Origin of the sequence: Spirochaeta thermophila DSM 6192, assembly GCF_000147075.1 — a bacterium.
Taxonomy (GTDB): domain Bacteria; phylum Spirochaetota; class Spirochaetia; order Winmispirales; family Winmispiraceae; genus Winmispira; species Winmispira thermophila_A.
Genome location: NC_014484.1, coordinates 618,466 through 635,000 on the forward strand (window position 1 = coordinate 618,466; position 16,535 = coordinate 635,000).

Below are 16,535 nucleotides of genomic sequence, written 5' to 3' on the forward strand. Positions count from 1 at the left end.
GGGACGAGTTGAAGATGCTGGTGTTCAGAGAGATATCGACCTTCGCACGGGTGCGCAGCTGAAGAACGACTCACCCCGGGAGGCGTATGGTGAAGGTGGTGCCGTGCCCGGGGGTGCTGTGCACGTCGATGGTACCTTTGTGTGCCTGGACGATGTGCTTGACGATGGAGAGGCCGAGGCCGGTGCCGCCGGTGGCGCGCGATCTGGAGGTGTCCACCCGGTAGAATCGTTCGAAGATGCGGGGGAGGGCCTCGGGTGGGATGCCGGGGCCGCGGTCCTCCACCTGGATGAGGACGGATGAGCCGGTGCTTCTCCACCGTACCACCACGGGGGTGCCGGGTGGGGTGTGGGTGAGGGCGTTGTGGATGAGATTGTAGAGGGCCTGGACCATGAGGCCGGGGTTGAGGGGGAGCGCGAGGTCCTCCGGGCCTTCGAGGGTGAGGGGATGGGTCTCGCCTCTGGCTTGCCGTACGAGCTCCACGGCCCTCCGGATGAGTGGGGCGAGGGGTGCGCGTTCGAGGGGTACGGGGGCCTCCGCCTGCTCGATGCGGGAGAGGAGCAGGAGGTCTTCGATGATCTGGTGGAGGCGGTGGGTGTGTGAGAGGGCGGTCTCGAGGAAGCGCGTGCGGGTGGCCTCGTCGTCCGGGGGGAGGTCTTTGAGGGTCTCGAGGTAGCCGAGGACGGTGGTGATGGGGGTCTTGAGTTCGTGGGAGACGCTGGAGACGAAGTCGCGGCGGATCTGCTCGAGCCGTTCGAGGCGGGTGATGTCGCTCGCCACGAGGAGGAGGCGCTCCGAGGGGGAGGGGGGGAGGGGGATGAGGTGGAGTCGGATGGTTCTGGAGGAGGGGGGTGGGGTGGTGAGGGTGTGGGTGAGGGGGGTGCCTGAGGAGAGGGTCCTGTGGATGTGCTCGAGGAGGGAGGTGGAGCGGAGGAATTGGGGGAGGGGTTTCAGGCGGTGCTCGGGGGGGAGGGAGAGGATCTCGAGGGCGCGTGGGTTGGCGTAGGTGATGCGGAGGCGGCCGTCCGTGACCACGATCCCCTCTTCCATGTGGGTGAGCACGGTGTGGTAGAGGTGGCTCTCGGCGGTGAGGTCTTGGAGGCGGGTGTGGGTCTGGCCGAGGGTGTGGAGCAGGGCCTCCTCGAGGGGCTGAAGGGCCCGGGAGAAGGGGTTGGTGAGGGTTCTGGTGTGGGGGAGGAGGGGGGGAGGGGTGGTGAGGAGGCGGCGCTTGAGGGTGCGGAGGGTGCGGCGGAGGTGGAGGGCGTGGTGGAGGAGGAGGGAGGCGATGAGGAGGGTCTGGAGGAGGAGGGCGAGGAGGGGTGGGGTGAGGGGAAGCGCGAGGGGGAGGAGCGAGAGGGCGAGGATGGGGAGGAGGGGGAGGAGGAGGCGGACCGGCCAGAGCGGGTCAGACCGGCTGGAGGCGGTAGCCGACTCCCCGGACGGTCTGGATGTAGTCTCGTGCATCGCCGAGCTTCTTCCTTATGCTGAGGATCTGGACGTCCACGGCGCGTTCCGTGACCGGGTAGTCCTCGCCCTTCACCGCGTCGATGATCTGCTGCCTGGAGAAGACCCACCCGGGGTTCCGGGCGAGGAAGCTGAGTATGGCGAACTCCGTGGCCGAGAGGATGATCTCTCGTCCCCGTACGCGGACGGAATAACGATGAGGGTCTATGACGAGCTCGCCCACCACGATGGGTTCGTCGCTCCTTCCTTCCGGGGGGCGGGTGCGTTTGAGCACGGCCTTGAGGCGGGCGAGGAGTATGCGGGGGCTGAAGGGTTTGGTGATGTAGTCGTCGGCCCCGAGCTCCAGGCCCACCACCACGTCGGTCTCCTCGCTCTTTGCGGTGAGCATGAGGATGGGGATGTGGGAGGTCCTGTCCTGCTGCCTGAGGAGCCTGCACACCTCGAGCCCGCTCATACCGGGAAGCATGAGGTCGAGGATGATGGCGTCGGGAAGCAGGTTCCGTGCCTTCTCGAGCGCGTCCCTCCCCTCCCCTGTGCTCACCACGTCGTAGCCCTCCCGTTCGAGGTGGAAGCGGACGAGCTCCACGATGTCGGGTTCGTCGTCGACCACCAGGATGGTCATGGGGCCTCCTACTGGTTGAGCTCTTCGTGGACTCCCGTGGTGCTGAAGACGACCCACTCGCAGATGTTGGTGACGTGGTCACCGAGGCGTTCGAGGAACCGATTGAGGAAGAGGAGCGAGGTGAAGTCCTCGGGTTGGTCGGGGTGTTCCTTGATGAGCCGGAAGAGGTGCTGGAGTATCTGGCCGTGCATCTCATCGATGCGGCTGTCGCGTGAGGCCACCTCCCTGGCCTTCTCTGCGTCGCGTTCGATGTAAGCGGTGAGGGCGTCGTGGAACATGGAGATGCCCTCTTCCGCCATGGAGAAGAACTGGGAGAGGTCTCTGAGCACCTCGCGGTTCCTGAGCCGCATGAGGGCCTTGGCGAAGTGGACGGCGTGGTCCCCGATGCGCTCTATGTTGGCGATGATCTTGAAGGAGGTGAGGATCTCCCTGAGGTCGCCTGCCACCGGGTGTTCGGTGGCGAGGATCTCGGCACAGCGGTGCTCGAGGGTGTGCTGGAGCCGGTTGATCTCCTCTTCGTCTTCGAAGACCTCCTGCGCGAGGTCCGTGTTCTGCTCCTTGAGGGCCCTGTAGGCCTTGTGGAGGGTCTCTTCCACGAGGATGCCCATGGAGAAGATGTTGTTCCTGAGGTCGGTAATCTCGTCTTCGAGATGGTGTCTCATCACATGCTCCTTTTCGAGATAGTATAAAGAGTCTGTGAGGAATCGGTAAGGGGGATGTGAGAAGATGGTAAAGTGTCCTTCCGGCTATGGCCTTAAGGGGAGTTGGCTCTGGAACCAGTTCTTGAGGGCCACGATACGGTTGTAGAAGCTCGCGTAGCGCTTCTCCATGCCGAAGAAGCGGATGGTGCGGACGCCGCAGATGCCGTAGAACATGAGCTCCTCCCCGCGGGGCACGATCACGAGGTGGGTGCGGAGGCCGCCGGGCGAGACGAGGGGGATGAGGCCCATGTAGGCGAGGGTGTCCAGGTTCTCCATGGAGAGGAGGATGAACGAGCCTTCCACCCGGTAGGTGATCCGGTAGAGGTTTTTCCCGAAGCTGGAGTCGTCCTGGAAGATGGTGATGGAGACGGGCTCGTGCGGGAGTTCGGTGAAGGTGAGGTCGGGGACCGGCTCCCGCGCTTCGGGCGAGGCGATGCGGTAGGCGTCGTGGAACATGGTGCGCATCCTGCCCCTGCTGGCCGAGTAGTACTGGATGCCCTTCATGGTGCTCACCCGGTGGAGTATGTTGTAGAGGTCGAGTATGGGATCGGAGCCTTCGCGGAGAGAGGACGGCATGGGGAGGCGGAAGAGGGATTCCACGCCGATGGTGGGGGAGAGGTCCTCCAGGTCGGTGCGGATGAGCGGGGAGAGGGGGCCGTGGTAGAGGATGCGCTCGGGTGTGCCGTCGAAGTAGATGGTGAGCTCACCGGTGGTCTCGAGGGTCTCTTCCTGCTGAGGGGAGAGAGGGAAGGTCTGTCCGTGGAGGGAGCCGGGGAGCGCGAGGAGGAGTAGAATTGCAGGGATGTGCGTTCGCATGATAGGCTTACGATACGGGGGAACGGGGGGAGGGTCAAGATCGGTAGCTCGTGGAGGTGTGACTGCATGAGGATTGTCTACACAGGAGGAGGGACGGCGGGACATGTGTTCCCGGCCCTCGCGGTGCACCGGGTGCTCGAGGAGAGGGTGCCCGGGCTGGAGGCGGTGTGGATCGGCTCGCGAAAGGGGCCGGAGAGAGGCTGGGTGGAGGAGGCGGGTGTCCGGTTCTACGGGGTGCCTGCGGGAAAGTGGAGGAGGTACCTTTCGGTGAAGAACGTGGTGGATGTGGGGCGAGTGGGGGTGGGTGTGATGGCCTCTCTCCTGCTCCTCAGGAGGCTCAGGCCCCGGGTGCTCTTCTCCAAGGGGGGGTACGTGGCGGTGCCACCGGTGATCGCGGCCTCGATCCTGGGCATCCCGGTGGTGGTGCACGAGTCCGATCTGGATCCCGGGCTCGCCACCAGGATCACGGCCCGGTATGCCTCGCGTATCCTCACCTCGTGGCCTGAGACGGCCACGTTCTTCCCCAGGGAGTGGGAACCGCGGGTGGTGTGTACCGGGAACCCCGTGCGGCCGGAGGTGCGCTCAGGGGATCCGGGAAAGGTGAGGGAGTTCTTCCCCGTACGGCCCGGGCGGCCGCTCCTCCTGGTGTTGGGGGGGAGCCAGGGGGCCCGTCAGGTGAACGAGCTGGTGTGGGCGGCCCTCCCCCGGCTCCTCGAGTGGTGCGAGGTGATCCACCAGACCGGGCCGGATGTGGAGCGGGCGCCGCGCCGGGAGGGGTACCACCCCGTGGCCTTCCTGGGACGAGAGCTTCCCCACGTGCTCGCCGCCGCGCAGGTGGTGGTGTCGCGGGCCGGGGCGGGGGCGGTGGCGGAGCTGGCGGCGTGCGGGAAGGCGGCGGTCCTCGTGCCGCTCGGGAGGGAGCTGGGGAGCCGTGGCGACCAGGTGAGGAACGCGCGCAGGCTCGCGGAGCGGGGGGCGGCGGTGGTGCTCGAGGGGGGTGAGGCGGTGCCGGCGAGGCTGGTGCAGGTGGTGGAGGGCCTCGTCCGGGATGAGGGGCGGCGGAGGGCGTTGGAAGAGCGTATCCGGGAGCTCGCCCGGCCGGATGCAGCGGAGGCGATCGCCCGGGTGATCGAGGGATTTCTCTCGGAGTCCCCCACAAGACGACACGGAGGTGACGAATGAATCTTACCGCGCTCGATGTGGTGTTCCTGGGGGTGATCGGATTCTTCATCGTCCAGGGGCTCATAAAGGGGTTCATCCAGGGGTTCATGTCGGTGCTCGCCGTGGGGGGCGGCCTTACGGCGGGGGCCCTCTTCTCCTCCCGGGCTGCGGGACTCTTCGATGCGCTCCTGGGCGCCTCTCCCTGGAGCCCCGTGCTCGGCTTTCTCTCTCTCTTCATCGTGGTCTACGCCGTGGTGAAACTCCTGGAGAACGCCCTCCAGTCCCTCATCGAACGGGTACACCTCGAAAACCTCGACAAGGCCTTGGGGTTCTTCCTGGGGATCCTAAAAGGGATTGTAGTGGTGGCGGTCATCCTTCTCATCCTCGAGGCCCAGCCCTTCGTCGACACCACCCGCATGCTCGGTACGAGCCTCTTCGCGCGTCTCCTCCTCCCCTTGCTCCCCGATCCAACGGGTGTGGTGGATGCGGCGCGTGAAGCGGCCGGTGCAGGGATGCTGCGTGGAGGGGGCGGGACCGGTTCCCTGTGAGGGGGCGGCGTATGTTCGAGAACATCATCGGCCACAGCCAGGCGGTCTCACAGCTCTCGAGGGAATTGAAGGAAGGGAGCTTCCCTTCCTCGGTGCTCATCTCAGGCCCTCCATATGCGGGGAAGCTCACGATGGCCCTCGAGATCAGCCGTGTGCTCTCGTGCGAGAGGGATGCGGCGTGGGACTGTCCGTGCGACTCCTGCCGGCGTCAGCGCCTTCTCCTCGAGCCCCTCACCCTCGTGGTGGGACCCAAGCGTTTTCTGCAGGAGATACGCGCCTCGTGGGACACCCTCATGCGGGCTCCGGGCGTGGCCACACGGTTCCTCTTCGTGAGGGCAGTGCGCAAGCTCACCCGGAGGTTCGACCCCGTGCTCTGGGAGGGGGAGGAAGGGAAGGTGCGGCAGGCCTTCGACCTCGTGGCGGAGATCACGGAGTTGCTCGAGGGGTTCTATCCTTCCTCCGAGGGAGGAGAACTCGGAGAGGGACTGGTCAAGGCGGGGGAACGTATCCTCGGGTTCTGCAGGAAGCTCGAGGCCTTCGTCCCCCGGGACGGCGTCCCGGTGGCCATGGTGCGGCGCATCCTCTCGTCCGTCCACCTCTCCTCCTCCCGCACCCCGCACGTGGTGATCCTCGAACACGCCGACACCCTCCAGGAGGCCTCCCGGAACTCCCTCCTCAAGGAACTCGAGGAGCCCTCGGCAGGGACCTACTTCATCCTCCTCACCCGCAGGCGGACGGCCATCATCCCCACCATACTCTCCCGCGTGCGACACTATCAGCTCTTCGAGCGCTCGACAGAGGAGATGCGTCGTGTCCTCGCCCGCATCTTCCGCCTTGCAGATCCTCCAGACCATCTCTCGGCCTTTTTCCATCAGTTCTCGGCACTCGAAGAGGAGGGGCTTGCCGCGAAGGCGAGAGGATTCGTCCGCATGCTGATGGGGACGGCCGCCTTCGATCCCGCGCTCCTCGATGTGCCCAGGGAGGAGTGGGAGGCGTGGTACGAGGTGGCGCTGGATGAACTCTCCTCCTTCCTGCCTTCCTCCCCTGCCGGAGAGGTGGAACATGTCTCACGTCTCCTCTCGAGGGCGTGTTTCAGGGTGAGGGATCTCAACATGAACCCGCAGACGGTGCTCGAGGCCCTCTTTCTCGAGCGGGAGCTCGCATACTCGGGAGGTCGGCCGTGAGGGGTTTTCTGGAGCGGACGTTGGGGAAGCTCGAGAAACTCGACAGGGAGCAGCTCAAGAGGGTCTTCGAAGACTTTGTGGAGGAGTACGGCCGCCTCGAGGACGTCCTCAACTCTCTTCCGGAAGCCATCCTGGTGCTCGACGAGGACGACAGGCTGGCCTTCGCCAATAGACTGGCCCTGAGGCTCGGAGTGGTGGAGGAGGACAGCGAGGGACGCAGGTTGGAGGATGCGGTCCGTGATACCCAGATCCGGGAACATGTACGCGCGCTCCTCTCGAGGGAGGAGACGGTGCGTGGGCGTGAGTTCACCTTTGATCTGGGGGGGAGGCGGCGCATCTTCCGGGTGGACGTGCTACCCCTCGTGCGGGCCGGGATGATCAGGGGCACGCTCGTCCTCATGGAGGATGTCACCGACCAGAGGGCCCAGGAGGTGCGCCTCAAGCGCATGGAGAGTCTCGCCTCGCTCACCACCCTCGCGGCGAGCGTGGCACATGAGATCAAGAATCCACTGGGCGCCATCAGTATCCATCTCCAGCTCATCGAGCGGCTCCTCTCCCAGAAAGGATGCCTCTCCACCGAGGAGGTGTCTCCCTACGTGGGAGTGATAAAGGAGGAGATCGAGCGGCTCAACCGTATCGTGGTGGATTTCCTCTTCGCAGTCCGGCCGATCAATCTGGAGAGGGAGGAGCTCTCGGTGCGTGAGCTGGTGGAGGAGACCCTCTCCCTGGTAGGTCCCGAACTCGCTCAAGCGGGCGTGAGGGTCGACATCCGGATCCCCGAGGACATCCCTTCCCTTTCCCTCGATCGAAGGTACATCAAGCAGGCCCTCCTCAACCTCATAAAGAACGCCGTGCAGGCCATGCCCGAGGGAGGCGTTCTCACCGTCTGGGCCCAGCTGCGGGACGGGAGGCTCGCCCTCTCGTTTTCGGACACCGGTGTGGGGATCCCGGAGCACCTCAAGGAGAAAATCTTTGAACCGTACTTCACCACCAAGGACACGGGCTCTGGACTGGGTCTCACCCTGGTCTATAAGATAGTCCAGGAACACGGAGGGGAGATAGAGGTTCAGTCGAAGGAGGGGAAGGGCACGACGTTCACCCTTCTCTTCCCCATACCGGCCACCGTGGCCCGAAGGATCACCTGGAACGGGGAGCAGCCATGAGGTTCAACGTGCTCGTCGCCGACGATGAGAAGAACATCAGGGAAGGGCTGAAGACCTTTCTCGAGATGGAAGGGTACGAAGTCTTTTTGGCCGAAGACGGTGACCGGGCGAAAAAGATCCTCGACGAAGAGGACATCGACCTGGTGATCGCCGACCTCAAGATGCCCGGCATGCCGGGGGATGAGCTCCTCAGATACGTGGTTGGTGGATATCCCACGGTGCCCGTCATCATCCTCACCGGTCACGGGACCATCGAGAGCGCGGTCCAGGCCATGAGGGACGGCGCCTTCGACTTCCTCACCAAACCCCTCAACCTCGACAGGTTGGGCCTCCTGGTGAAGCGGGCTCTCTCCACCCGGGAGTTGGTGCTTCAGCACAGGGAGTTGCAGCGGGAACTTGAGCGCCAGAAGAAGTTCGGGATGCTCATCGGGAAGAGTCCCCAGATGAAGCAGATCTTCGAGGTGATCCAGCAGGTGGCGCCCACCCGGGCTTCGGTCCTCATCACCGGGGAGAGCGGGGTCGGGAAGGAGCGGATCGCCGATGCCATCCACTACTTCTCGAACCGGAGGGACAAACCACTCATCAAAGTCCACTGCGCGGCCCTCGCGGAGAGTCTCCTGGAGAGCGAGCTCTTCGGTCACGAGAAGGGTGCTTTCACCGGGGCGCACGCCACCCGGAGGGGGCGGTTCGAGCTCGCGGACGGGGGTACCCTCTTCCTCGACGAGATAGGGGAGATAAGCCCTGCGGTCCAGGTGAAGCTCCTCCGCGTGCTCCAGGAGAAGAAGTTCGAGCGGGTGGGAGGGGAGAGAACCATCGAGGTGGATGTGCGGATCATCGCCGCCACCAACAAGGACCTTAAGAGGGAGGTAGAGGAAGGGCGGTTCAGGGAAGACCTCTACTATCGCCTCAACGTGGTGCACATCCACGTGCCGCCGTTGAGGGAGCGCAAGGAGGACATCCCTCTCCTCATTGCGGCCTTTCTCAAGGAGCTCGCAGAGGAGAACGGCAAGAAGATCGAGGGGATCGATCCCAAGGCACGTGCCATCCTCTACAACTACTCCTGGCCGGGGAACGTGAGGGAACTCCGCAACTGCATTGAGAGTGCCGTGGTGATGTGCAAGGGGACCATCATCCTGGCCGAGGATCTCCCTCCACAGATCCGTGAGGAGGCGGAAGGGGGAGGGCTCATCCGTATCGCCGTGGGCACCTCGCTGGAGGAAGCGGAGAAGGAGATCATCCGCGCAACGCTCGCCTACTGCAAGGGGAACAAGTCGAGGGCGGCGCAGATACTCGGCATAGGAAGGAAGACGCTCCACAGGAAGATCCAGGAATACGGTCTCGAGGAAGTCGTTCCATGACGCTCACCTCGATCGTCCCTCCCGGTACCAGGCAGAGAGGGTCTCGAAGGCCTCGTTGAGACGTTGCGTCTCGCGGGTGGCCGCCTCCTCCTGTTCCTTCCCGGCCCGGTCGGGATGGACCTTCTTGAGCTTTTCGCGATAGGCCTGTTTCACCGTGTCGTACGGGCTGCCCGGTTCCACCCCAAGGACCCGAAAGGCCGCCAGGATCTCGGGGGAAAGCGAGGGGCGCACGCGGTCACGAGTGTGGAAGGAACCGGCGTACCCGTCGAGCGACGCTTCCAGTTCCTCCCACGCCTCCCGATAGTAGGGGTCGGCTTCCTCGTCGGTGAGGAACCCCAGCGAGCGGCGGAAGGATGCGAGCTCCGCGCGGATGATACGGAACATTCGTTCTATGAGTGGATCCATGGTCTCACCGTTTCGGGTATCGTCCTCCCGTATCTCCCGCGGGAGAACGGTCTCATCCCTTTTCGAAGAAGGCTCGGTGGAGTCGCCGCACGGACTCCTCTCCGTCCCCGTCGGCCACCACGAGGGAAAGGTTGATGTGGGAGGAGCCCATGGTGATCATCCTCACCGGGATGCCCTGGAGGGCGGAGAAGGCGTTGAGGATCGTCTCGTGGGTCTTCCACACGTCCTCGCCCACCAGGGAGATGATCGCCTTTTCCTCTTCCACTACGACCTTCCCTATCTTGGAGAGTTCCCGCGTGATGGGATGGAGGTTCGCCTTGTTGTCGATGGTCATGGAGACCGAGACCTCTGAGGTGGCGATGAGGTCCACCGGTGTCCTGTATTCTGCGAACACGTCGAAGATCCTGCTCAAGAACCCGTATGCGTTGAGCATACGGTAGGATTGTATCGTGATGAGCGTGATGTTCCGCTTGGTGGCGATGGCCTTGAGGCCCTTGTACGGGCTCCGGTGCGTGATGGTGGTGCCGGGACCGTTCGGGTCCATGGTGTTCTTCACCAGGACCGGGATGTTCTTCTCCACCGCCGGCTGGATGGTGGACGGGTGGACCACTTTGGCTCCGAAGTAGGCGAGTTCCGCCGCCTCCTCGTAGCTGAGCTGGGGGATCGGCTGTGCCTCCGGAACGATACGGGGATCGGCCGTCATCACGCCGTGTACGTCCGTCCATATCTCGATCCGCGAGGCATGCAGGCCGGCTCCCACGATGGCGGCACTGTAGTCCGATCCTCCCCTCCCCAGTGTGCTCGTGGTCCCGTCGGGGGTGGATGCGATGAAGCCCTGCATGATCACCAGATCACCGGCGCCCACCTTCACGCCCGAGGAGAGCCGCCGATAGGTCTCCCTGATGTCGGGGGTTGCGTTTCCGAAGGAGTCATCGGTGATGATGTAGTTCCTGCTGTCGAGGAGACGGGCTTTGAGGCCTCGCTGGAGCGCGCGATGGTAGAGGAGGGTGGTGGAGAGGATCTCGCCGAAGGCCACCACTGCATCGAGGGTCCGTGGACTCACCTCCTTGAGGAGGGTCATCCCCTTCACGATGGTCCCCAGCTCGGCGAAGAGTGTTTCGAGCCTGGCGACGGCCTTCTCCAGGTACTCCCCTTCGAGAAAGTCATGGGCGATCTGGAAGTGGTGCGTCTTTATGAGGTTGAGGATGCTCTGCACGCTCTCCTCGTCGCCCCGGGCCGAGGCCTGGGTGAGCTGGATGAGCCTGTCGGTGGTCTTCGCCGTGGCGGAGGCCACGAGAACCACTCCTTCGTTCAACTCCTCTTCCGCGATGGAGAGGACCCTGTCCATCCGCTCGGCGTCCTGGACCGAGGTTCCCCCGAATTTCATCACGACCATGCGCCTATGCTACAGGGGGGACGAGATGTTGACAAGTGGGAGGGGCGCCTTCCATAGTGTGGGGTATGAAGGCAGAGGAGAGGATCAGCGCCAGGGCGTGCGGGAAGATCCGGGAGGCCATCGCCGATGCAGAGGGGAACGAGGTGGTCCTCGCAGCCTGGCTGGATGGGGCAGGGACTGTGGACCGGGTGGAGGTGGTATCCCGGGGAGATGTGGAGAGCGCACCGGCCGTCCTGCGGCATCTCGAGCGGGTGGACGTGGTGATCCACAACCATCCGAGCGGGGTGCTCGCCCCCAGCAAGGCCGACCTCTCCGTGGCGGGGATCTTGGGGGAGGAGGGGGTGGGGTTCTACATCGTCGACAACGAGGTGCGCCACGTCTACGTGGTGGTGGAGCCCCTGCCGGAGCGGCCCCTCACCCCGCTCCCGGAGGAGGAACTCGCGGCCCTCCTCTCTCCAGGCGGTCCCTTCTCTGCGATGCCCCACTACGAGTACCGCGAGGCTCAGGTCGGTCTCCTCAGGGAAGTGGTGAGGGCCTTCAACGACGACGGGATCCTCGTGGCCGAGGCCGGTACCGGTATCGGGAAGTCGTACGCGTACCTCATCCCCGCCCTCCTCTGGGGGACGAATAACGAGGAACGGGTGGTGGTGAGTACGGCCACCATCACCCTCCAGCAGCAGCTGGTCGAGAAGGACATCCCCTACGTGCAGAAGGTGCTCGGTACCCGGGTGAAGGTCACCCTCGTGAAAGGGAGACAGAACTACCTCTGCCGCCACCGGCTCGCCGAGGTCCTCGAAGAGGGGGCGGAGGACCTCTTTGCGGATCCCGATCTGCTCAAGGCGCTCGCCGACTGGGCGGTTTCCACCCCCACCGGAGACAGGGCCGACATACCCTTCCATGTGCCCGACGAGGTGTGGGGCCAGGTGTGCTCCGAGGCCGAGCTGTGCATGGGACTCCGGTGTCCCGACAGGGAGCGGTGTTTCGTCCTCCGCGTGAGGAAGGAGGCCGCTGCCTCCCGGCTGCTCGTGGTCAACCATCACCTCCTCTTCTCGGACCTGAGTATGCGGATGGAGGGACGCGGGTTCGATACCGCGGCGGTGCTCCCCGGCTTCTCCCGCCTCATCCTCGACGAAGCGCACAACCTGGAGGACAGCGCGAGTTCCTTCTTCTCCCAGGTGCTCTCTCCCGAAGGGGTCCTCCGTGTGCTTCGACGCATCCATTCGAGGGGAAGGCGGGGGGCGAAGGGCGTGCTCAGGCGGTTGGAGAAGACCTTGGGAGGACTCGAACAGGCCGAGGAGTGGATAGCCGACCTCAACCGGATTGCAGAGAGGGCCGAGGCCCTGAGAGGCGTCTGGCTCGCTCTCCTCCCCGAGGAGGGGACGGTGAGGATGGATGGGGACGCCGTCTCACGGTGTGCACCGGGATTCGAGTCCCTCTTCGCCCTTCAGGAAGAGATCCTCGGCTTCCTCGGAGAGGTGGATCGCCTCATCAAATCTCTCGACGAGGCGATGAAGGACCACCCCGCGGTACAGGAGTTTCTCCTCCATGTGCGACGTCTCAGGGATGTGGCCCGGTTCTGCCAGGCCTACCGGGATCGAGCGGATGCCGAACAGGTGTACTGGGTGGAGCGGGTACGAAGGACGAGGGGCGAGCCTTCCTTCCGTCTGGTGATCACTCCCCTGGATCCGGGCGCGCTTCTCCGGGAACATCTCTACGAGGCGGTGAAGACCCTCGTGTTCACGAGTGCCACCCTCACCGTGGGCGGTTCTTTCACTTTCTGGGAGGAGACGGTGGGACTTGTGGGCATGGGGGACAGACTGCGGGAACGCGCCTTTCCCTCTCCCTTCCCCTATGAGGAACACGTCCTCCTCTCCGTTCCTACGGACGCCCCTCCTCCGGAGGATGCCGGATATCAGGCGTATCTCTCTTCGCTCCTCAAGGAGGTGCTCGTCCTCTCCGAGGGACACGCCCTCGTACTCTTCACCTCCTACAGGATGCTGGAGGACACCTACAGGGACGTGGCGCCCGTGCTTCTCGATCACAACCTCCTCGTCCTCAAGCAGGGTGAGGACGAGAGAAGCAGACTTCTGTCACGGTTCAAGGAGATCCCGGCGAGCATCCTCTTCGGTACCGAGAGTTTCTGGGAAGGCGTCGATGTCCCTGGAGAGGCCCTTCAGCTCGTGGTCCTCTGCCGGCTGCCGTTCAGGGTCCCCTCCCATCCCGTGCTGCAGGCGAGGGTCGAGCGCCTTGCTGCGGAAGGGAAGAGTCCCTTCTATCACCGGCAACTTCCGGAAGCCATCATGCGCTTCAAGCAAGGCTTTGGAAGGCTCATGCGCCGTACCACCGACAGGGGGGTGGTCCTCGTCACCGACTCTCGTATCGTGAGCCGCAGCTACGGCCGGCTCTTTCTCTCCTCCATCCCCCGCACCCGTCTCGCCGTCACCCACACCGAGGGCGTCCTCCGCGAGATGGAGCGTTTCCTGTATCCGGGATGACCGTATCCCCTCGGTATCGTCTGAGAGCAAAACAAAGAGCAGCCCCGGCGGGCTGCTCTTTGTGCGAAGGACCTCCGGCCGTTACTCTTCGACTACGCCCAGGATGTCGTTCATCGAGAGGATGAGGTGTTCCTCGCCCTCGATCTTGATGCTGGTTCCCGCGTACTTGTCGTAGAGCACCTTGTCTCCCACCTTCACTTTGATGTTGTCCTTGTCGTCTCCTACTGCCACCACCGTACCCATCTGGGTCTTTTCCTGAGCCGTCTGGGGAATATAGATCCCGCTGGCCGTCTTGGTTTCACTCAACTCGATCTTCACGAGTACACGATCGCCAAGTGGTCTGACCTTCATACGAAATCCTCCTCACTCAAATGGATGTAGAGATGTAGTGGAATCAGGTGTCAATTTACTGAAAATATACGATTATCCCTTCCCATAGTCAATAAAACTGCCGTCCGATGACGGCGCTCGCACATGGGAGATCGCGAGGCTCCGATGGGATGTTCGACGGGATGAGACTTGACAGAGCGGTCGTGTTTCATTATGTTTAAGCTCACCTACTGCATGAGTTCGTCTCACGAACGGACCCATGGAAAAATGAGCAGAAGCTATTGACACGAATCGAAAGCTCTGCTATAAAGCGCACACGCAAACGCGCATGGTTCTTTGGCAGAAGGTAGCGAAGGGGAGGTTGAGTAAGGGTGTGATGGAGACGAAGTGGTCGTACTGCTGCGTTGGGTAGTGGTACGGCATGAGGTAAGGTTTGAGCTAGAGAAGGAGAACCGCACTCTTCGGAGTGTGGTTAAGAGAATGATGGAGAGTTTGATCCTGGCTCAGAACGAACGCTGGCGGCGCGTCTTAGGCATGCAAGTCGAGCGGTAGGGTGGTGCTTTGCACCACCTGAGAGCGGCGGACGGGTGAGTAACACGTAGGTGACCTGTCCTCAGGTTGGGGATAGCCCGTGGAAACACGGGGTAATACCGAATGGCCTCCTTTGGCTGTGGCCTGAGGAGGAAAGGCCCGATAAGGGTCGCCTGAGGAGGGGCCTGCGGCCCATTAGCTAGTTGGTGGGGTAACGGCCTACCAAGGCGACGATGGGTAGGGGGTCTGAGAGGATGGCCCCCCACACTGGGACTGAGACACGGCCCAGACTCCTACGGGAGGCAGCAGCCAAGAATCTTCCGCAATGGGCGAAAGCCTGACGGAGCGACGCCGCGTGGGGGAAGAAGGCCGGAAGGTTGTAAACCCCTTTTCCCAGGGAAGAATAAGGGCGGGAGGTAATGCCCGTCTGATGACGTTACCTGGGGAATAAGCCCCGGCTAACTACGTGCCAGCAGCCGCGGTAATACGTAGGGGGCGAGCGTTGTTCGGAATTACTGGGCGTAAAGGGGGCGCAGGCGGCCTGGCAAGTCTGGTGTAAAAGGCTACGGCTCAACCGTAGTGTGCACCGGAAACTGCTGGGCTGGAGTCCCGGAGGGGGAGCTGGAATTCCCGGTGTAGGGGTGAAATCTGTAGATATCGGGAGGAACGCCGGAGGCGAAGGCGAGCTCCTGGCCGGAGACTGACGCTGAGGCCCGAAAGCGTGGGGAGCGAACAGGATTAGATACCCTGGTAGTCCACGCCGTAAACGATGTGCACTAGGCGTTGGGCCTTGGAGGCTCGGTGCCGAAGCTAACGCGTTAAGTGCACCGCCTGGGGAGTATGCCGGCAACGGTGAAACTCAAAGGAATTGACGGGGGCCCGCACAAGCGGTGGAGCATGTGGTTTAATTCGATGATACGCGAGGAACCTTACCAGGGCTTGACATCTACCGGGCGGCTGCAGAGATGCAGCTTCCCCGCGAGGGGCTGGTAGACAGGTGCTGCATGGCTGTCGTCAGCTCGTGCCGTGAGGTGTTGGGTTAAGTCCCGCAACGAGCGCAACCCCTGCCGTCTGTTGCCATCGGGTGAAGCCGGGCACTCAGGCGGGACTGCCGGTGACAAACCGGAGGAAGGTGGGGATGACGTCAAGTCATCATGGCCCTGATGCCCTGGGCTACACACGTGCTACAATGGCCGGTACAGAGGGAGGCGAAGCCGCGAGGCGGAGCAAATCCCAGAAAGCCGGTCTCAGTACGGATTGGAGTCTGAAACCCGACTCCATGAAGGTGGAATCGCTAGTAATCGCGCATCAGCCATGGCGCGGTGAATACGTTCCCGGGCCTTGTACACACCGCCCGTCACACCACCCGAGTCGGGGGTACCCGAAGCCGGTAGCCTAACCCGCGAGGGAGGGCGCCGTCGAAGGTACGCCTGGTGAGGGGGGTGAAGTCGTAACAAGGTAGCCGTACCGGAAGGTGCGGCTGGATCACCTCCTTTCTGAGAGAAAGACACCCTGAAAGACCTCCCTTCGCTTTTTCTCGTGGAACGAGACCCATGTGATGGGGGCATAGCTCAGCTGGCTAGAGCATTGGCTTTGCAAGCCAAGGGTCCAGGGTTCGAATCCCTGTGCCTCCAGCACAGGCGCATGGACGTCTGTGGTTCTGTTCTTTGGCAGAGGGTAGAGAAGGGGGGAGGGGAGATATGGTCAAGGAGTTAAGGGCCTATGGTGGATGCCTCGGAGCCGCTCGGCGAAGAAGGGCGTGGTAAGCTGCGAAAAGCCACGGGGAGGGGCACACACCCTGAGATCCGTGGATTCCCGAATGGGGTAACCCGGCGGGCTGGAGGCCCGTCACCTATGGACTGAACACATAGGTTCATAGGAGCGAGACCCGGGGAACTGAACCATCTCAGTACCCGGAGGAAAAGAAATCAAGATGAGATTCCCTGAGTAGTGGTGAGCGAAAGGGGAGGAGCCTAAACCATGCTGGTGTAGAAGGTTCGGGCCGTTGCCAGCATGGGGTTGAGGGGCCGTTCTGGAGGGAGCCCGGAATCCCTCGCGCAGTTACCAAGCACCCGGCTAGTGGAATGGTCTGGGAAGGCCAGCCAGAGAGGGTGAAAGCCCCGTACACGAAAGCTGAGGTGCCTGCGTGGGAACGGTACCCGAGTAGGTCGGGACCCGAGGAAGCCCGACTGAATCTGGGGGGACCACCCTCCAAGGCTAAATACGAGGCGGCTACCGATAGTGGAGAAGTACCGTGAGGGAACGGTGAAAAGAACCCCGGGAGGGGAGTGAAAGAGAACCTGAAACCATAGGCCTACAAGCAGTCAGAGCCCGCGGAAGCGGGTGATGGCGTGCCTTTTGCA

The 16,535-nt window shown here is 63.2% G+C and carries 13 protein-coding genes, 1 tRNA gene and 2 rRNA genes (1 of these 16 running past the window's edge); 9 read left to right on the forward strand and 7 right to left on the reverse strand.

Features of this window, described 5'->3' with window-relative positions; all coding sequences use genetic code 11:
* Positions 1–70 precede the first annotated feature (70 nt).
* The 4 genes from STHERM_RS02650 to STHERM_RS02665 all read right to left on the reverse strand — a co-directional run bounded on the left by STHERM_RS02650 (position 71) and on the right by STHERM_RS02665 (position 3,601).
* Positions 71–1,462, reverse strand: coding sequence for a sensor histidine kinase (locus tag STHERM_RS02650; protein WP_013313346.1), 1,392 nt, complete (start codon positions 1,460–1,462; stop codon positions 71–73).
* Complete coding sequence (locus STHERM_RS02655) at positions 1,404–2,084, reverse strand: response regulator (RefSeq protein ID WP_013313347.1); 681 nt, start codon at positions 2,082–2,084, stop codon at positions 1,404–1,406. Before STHERM_RS02655 ends, STHERM_RS02650 begins: the two co-directional genes overlap by 59 nt.
* Positions 2,085–2,092: 8 nt before the next feature.
* Complete coding sequence (gene phoU / locus STHERM_RS02660; protein WP_013313348.1) at positions 2,093–2,746, reverse strand: phosphate signaling complex protein PhoU; 654 nt, start codon at positions 2,744–2,746, stop codon at positions 2,093–2,095.
* Between the two features lie 84 nt (positions 2,747–2,830).
* Positions 2,831–3,601: a DUF6675 family protein gene (locus STHERM_RS02665; protein ID WP_041623183.1), complete on the reverse strand. Its 771-nt coding sequence runs from the start codon at positions 3,599–3,601 to the stop codon at positions 2,831–2,833.
* 66 nt (positions 3,602–3,667) lie between these two features.
* Between STHERM_RS02665 and murG the strand changes: the two genes are divergently transcribed.
* The 5 genes from murG to STHERM_RS02690 are packed head-to-tail and all read left to right on the forward strand — an operon-like array spanning position 3,668 to position 9,015.
* A complete protein-coding gene (murG, locus tag STHERM_RS02670) occupies positions 3,668–4,783 on the forward strand; it encodes an undecaprenyldiphospho-muramoylpentapeptide beta-N-acetylglucosaminyltransferase (RefSeq protein WP_013313349.1) in 1,116 nt (371 codons plus the stop codon).
* Entirely contained in the window at positions 4,780–5,310 is a 531-nt protein-coding gene (locus tag STHERM_RS02675) for a CvpA family protein (RefSeq protein WP_013313351.1), read from the forward strand. The genes murG and STHERM_RS02675 overlap by 4 nt, the downstream gene beginning before the upstream one ends.
* A gap of 11 nt (positions 5,311–5,321) precedes the next feature.
* Positions 5,322–6,494, forward strand: coding sequence for a DNA polymerase III subunit delta' (locus tag STHERM_RS02680; protein WP_013313352.1), 1,173 nt, complete (start codon positions 5,322–5,324; stop codon positions 6,492–6,494).
* Positions 6,491–7,657 carry a two-component system sensor histidine kinase NtrB gene (locus STHERM_RS02685; RefSeq protein WP_013313353.1) on the forward strand — a complete coding sequence of 389 codons (1,167 nt, stop codon included), beginning with the start codon at positions 6,491–6,493 and terminating at the stop codon, positions 7,655–7,657. The genes STHERM_RS02680 and STHERM_RS02685 overlap by 4 nt, the downstream gene beginning before the upstream one ends.
* The gene (locus tag STHERM_RS02690; protein WP_013313354.1) at positions 7,654–9,015 is read left to right on the forward strand and encodes a sigma-54-dependent transcriptional regulator; all 1,362 of its coding nucleotides are present in this window, start codon (positions 7,654–7,656) and stop codon (positions 9,013–9,015) included. The genes STHERM_RS02685 and STHERM_RS02690 overlap by 4 nt, the downstream gene beginning before the upstream one ends.
* A 3-nt stretch (positions 9,016–9,018) precedes the next feature.
* Here STHERM_RS02690 and STHERM_RS02695 read toward each other — a convergent pair whose 3' ends face one another.
* Both STHERM_RS02695 and lysC read right to left on the reverse strand, forming a co-directional pair.
* Entirely contained in the window at positions 9,019–9,420 is a 402-nt protein-coding gene (locus tag STHERM_RS02695) for a J domain-containing protein (RefSeq protein ID WP_013313355.1), read from the reverse strand.
* A 52-nt stretch (positions 9,421–9,472) separates the two neighbouring features.
* Positions 9,473–10,816, reverse strand: coding sequence for a lysine-sensitive aspartokinase 3 (lysC, locus tag STHERM_RS02700; protein WP_013313356.1), 1,344 nt, complete (start codon positions 10,814–10,816; stop codon positions 9,473–9,475).
* Positions 10,817–10,881: 65 nt separating this feature from the next.
* On the opposite strand from lysC, the gene STHERM_RS02705 reads away from it, so the two are divergent.
* The gene (locus STHERM_RS02705) at positions 10,882–13,311 is read left to right on the forward strand and encodes a helicase C-terminal domain-containing protein (RefSeq protein ID WP_041623187.1); all 2,430 of its coding nucleotides are present in this window, start codon (positions 10,882–10,884) and stop codon (positions 13,309–13,311) included.
* A gap of 81 nt (positions 13,312–13,392) precedes the next feature.
* Here the strand turns inward: STHERM_RS02705 and STHERM_RS02710 are convergent, their stop codons facing one another.
* Positions 13,393–13,662, reverse strand: a complete 270-nt coding sequence (locus STHERM_RS02710; protein ID WP_013313358.1) for a co-chaperone GroES — start codon at positions 13,660–13,662, stop codon at positions 13,393–13,395.
* A 459-nt stretch (positions 13,663–14,121) separates the two neighbouring features.
* On the opposite strand from STHERM_RS02710, the gene STHERM_RS02715 reads away from it, so the two are divergent.
* From STHERM_RS02715 to STHERM_RS02725, 3 genes are all read left to right on the forward strand, one after another.
* Positions 14,122–15,668, forward strand: a 16S ribosomal RNA gene (locus STHERM_RS02715).
* Positions 15,669–15,732: 64 nt separating this feature from the next.
* A tRNA-Ala gene (locus tag STHERM_RS02720) sits at positions 15,733–15,806 on the forward strand.
* Positions 15,807–15,874: 68 nt separating this feature from the next.
* Positions 15,875–16,535: ribosomal RNA gene (locus STHERM_RS02725) — 23S ribosomal RNA — on the forward strand; it runs 2,338 nt beyond the window's last position.
* The 16S and 23S rRNA genes sit together here with 1 tRNA gene alongside, the layout of an rRNA operon.

Bases quoted from the DNA above. Each gene is read 5' to 3' on its own strand.
- STHERM_RS02680 (WP_013313352.1), top strand. From the start codon at position 5,322: ATGTTCGAGAACATCATCGGCCACAGCCAGGCGGTCTCACAGCTCTCG.
- STHERM_RS02675 (WP_013313351.1), top strand. From the start codon at position 4,780: ATGAATCTTACCGCGCTCGATGTGGTGTTCCTGGGGGTGATCGGATTC.
- phoU (WP_013313348.1), bottom strand. From the start codon at position 2,746: ATGAGACACCATCTCGAAGACGAGATTACCGACCTCAGGAACAACATC.
- STHERM_RS02710 (WP_013313358.1), bottom strand. From the start codon at position 13,662: ATGAAGGTCAGACCACTTGGCGATCGTGTACTCGTGAAGATCGAGTTG.
- STHERM_RS02665 (WP_041623183.1), bottom strand. From the start codon at position 3,601: ATGCGAACGCACATCCCTGCAATTCTACTCCTCCTCGCGCTCCCCGGC.
- STHERM_RS02705 (WP_041623187.1), top strand. From the start codon at position 10,882: ATGAAGGCAGAGGAGAGGATCAGCGCCAGGGCGTGCGGGAAGATCCGG.
- STHERM_RS02690 (WP_013313354.1), top strand. From the start codon at position 7,654: ATGAGGTTCAACGTGCTCGTCGCCGACGATGAGAAGAACATCAGGGAA.
- STHERM_RS02695 (WP_013313355.1), bottom strand. From the start codon at position 9,420: ATGGATCCACTCATAGAACGAATGTTCCGTATCATCCGCGCGGAGCTC.
- murG (WP_013313349.1), top strand. From the start codon at position 3,668: ATGAGGATTGTCTACACAGGAGGAGGGACGGCGGGACATGTGTTCCCG.
- STHERM_RS02650 (WP_013313346.1), bottom strand. From the start codon at position 1,462: ATGCACGAGACTACATCCAGACCGTCCGGGGAGTCGGCTACCGCCTCC.
- STHERM_RS02655 (WP_013313347.1), bottom strand. From the start codon at position 2,084: ATGACCATCCTGGTGGTCGACGACGAACCCGACATCGTGGAGCTCGTC.
- lysC (WP_013313356.1), bottom strand. From the start codon at position 10,816: ATGGTCGTGATGAAATTCGGGGGAACCTCGGTCCAGGACGCCGAGCGG.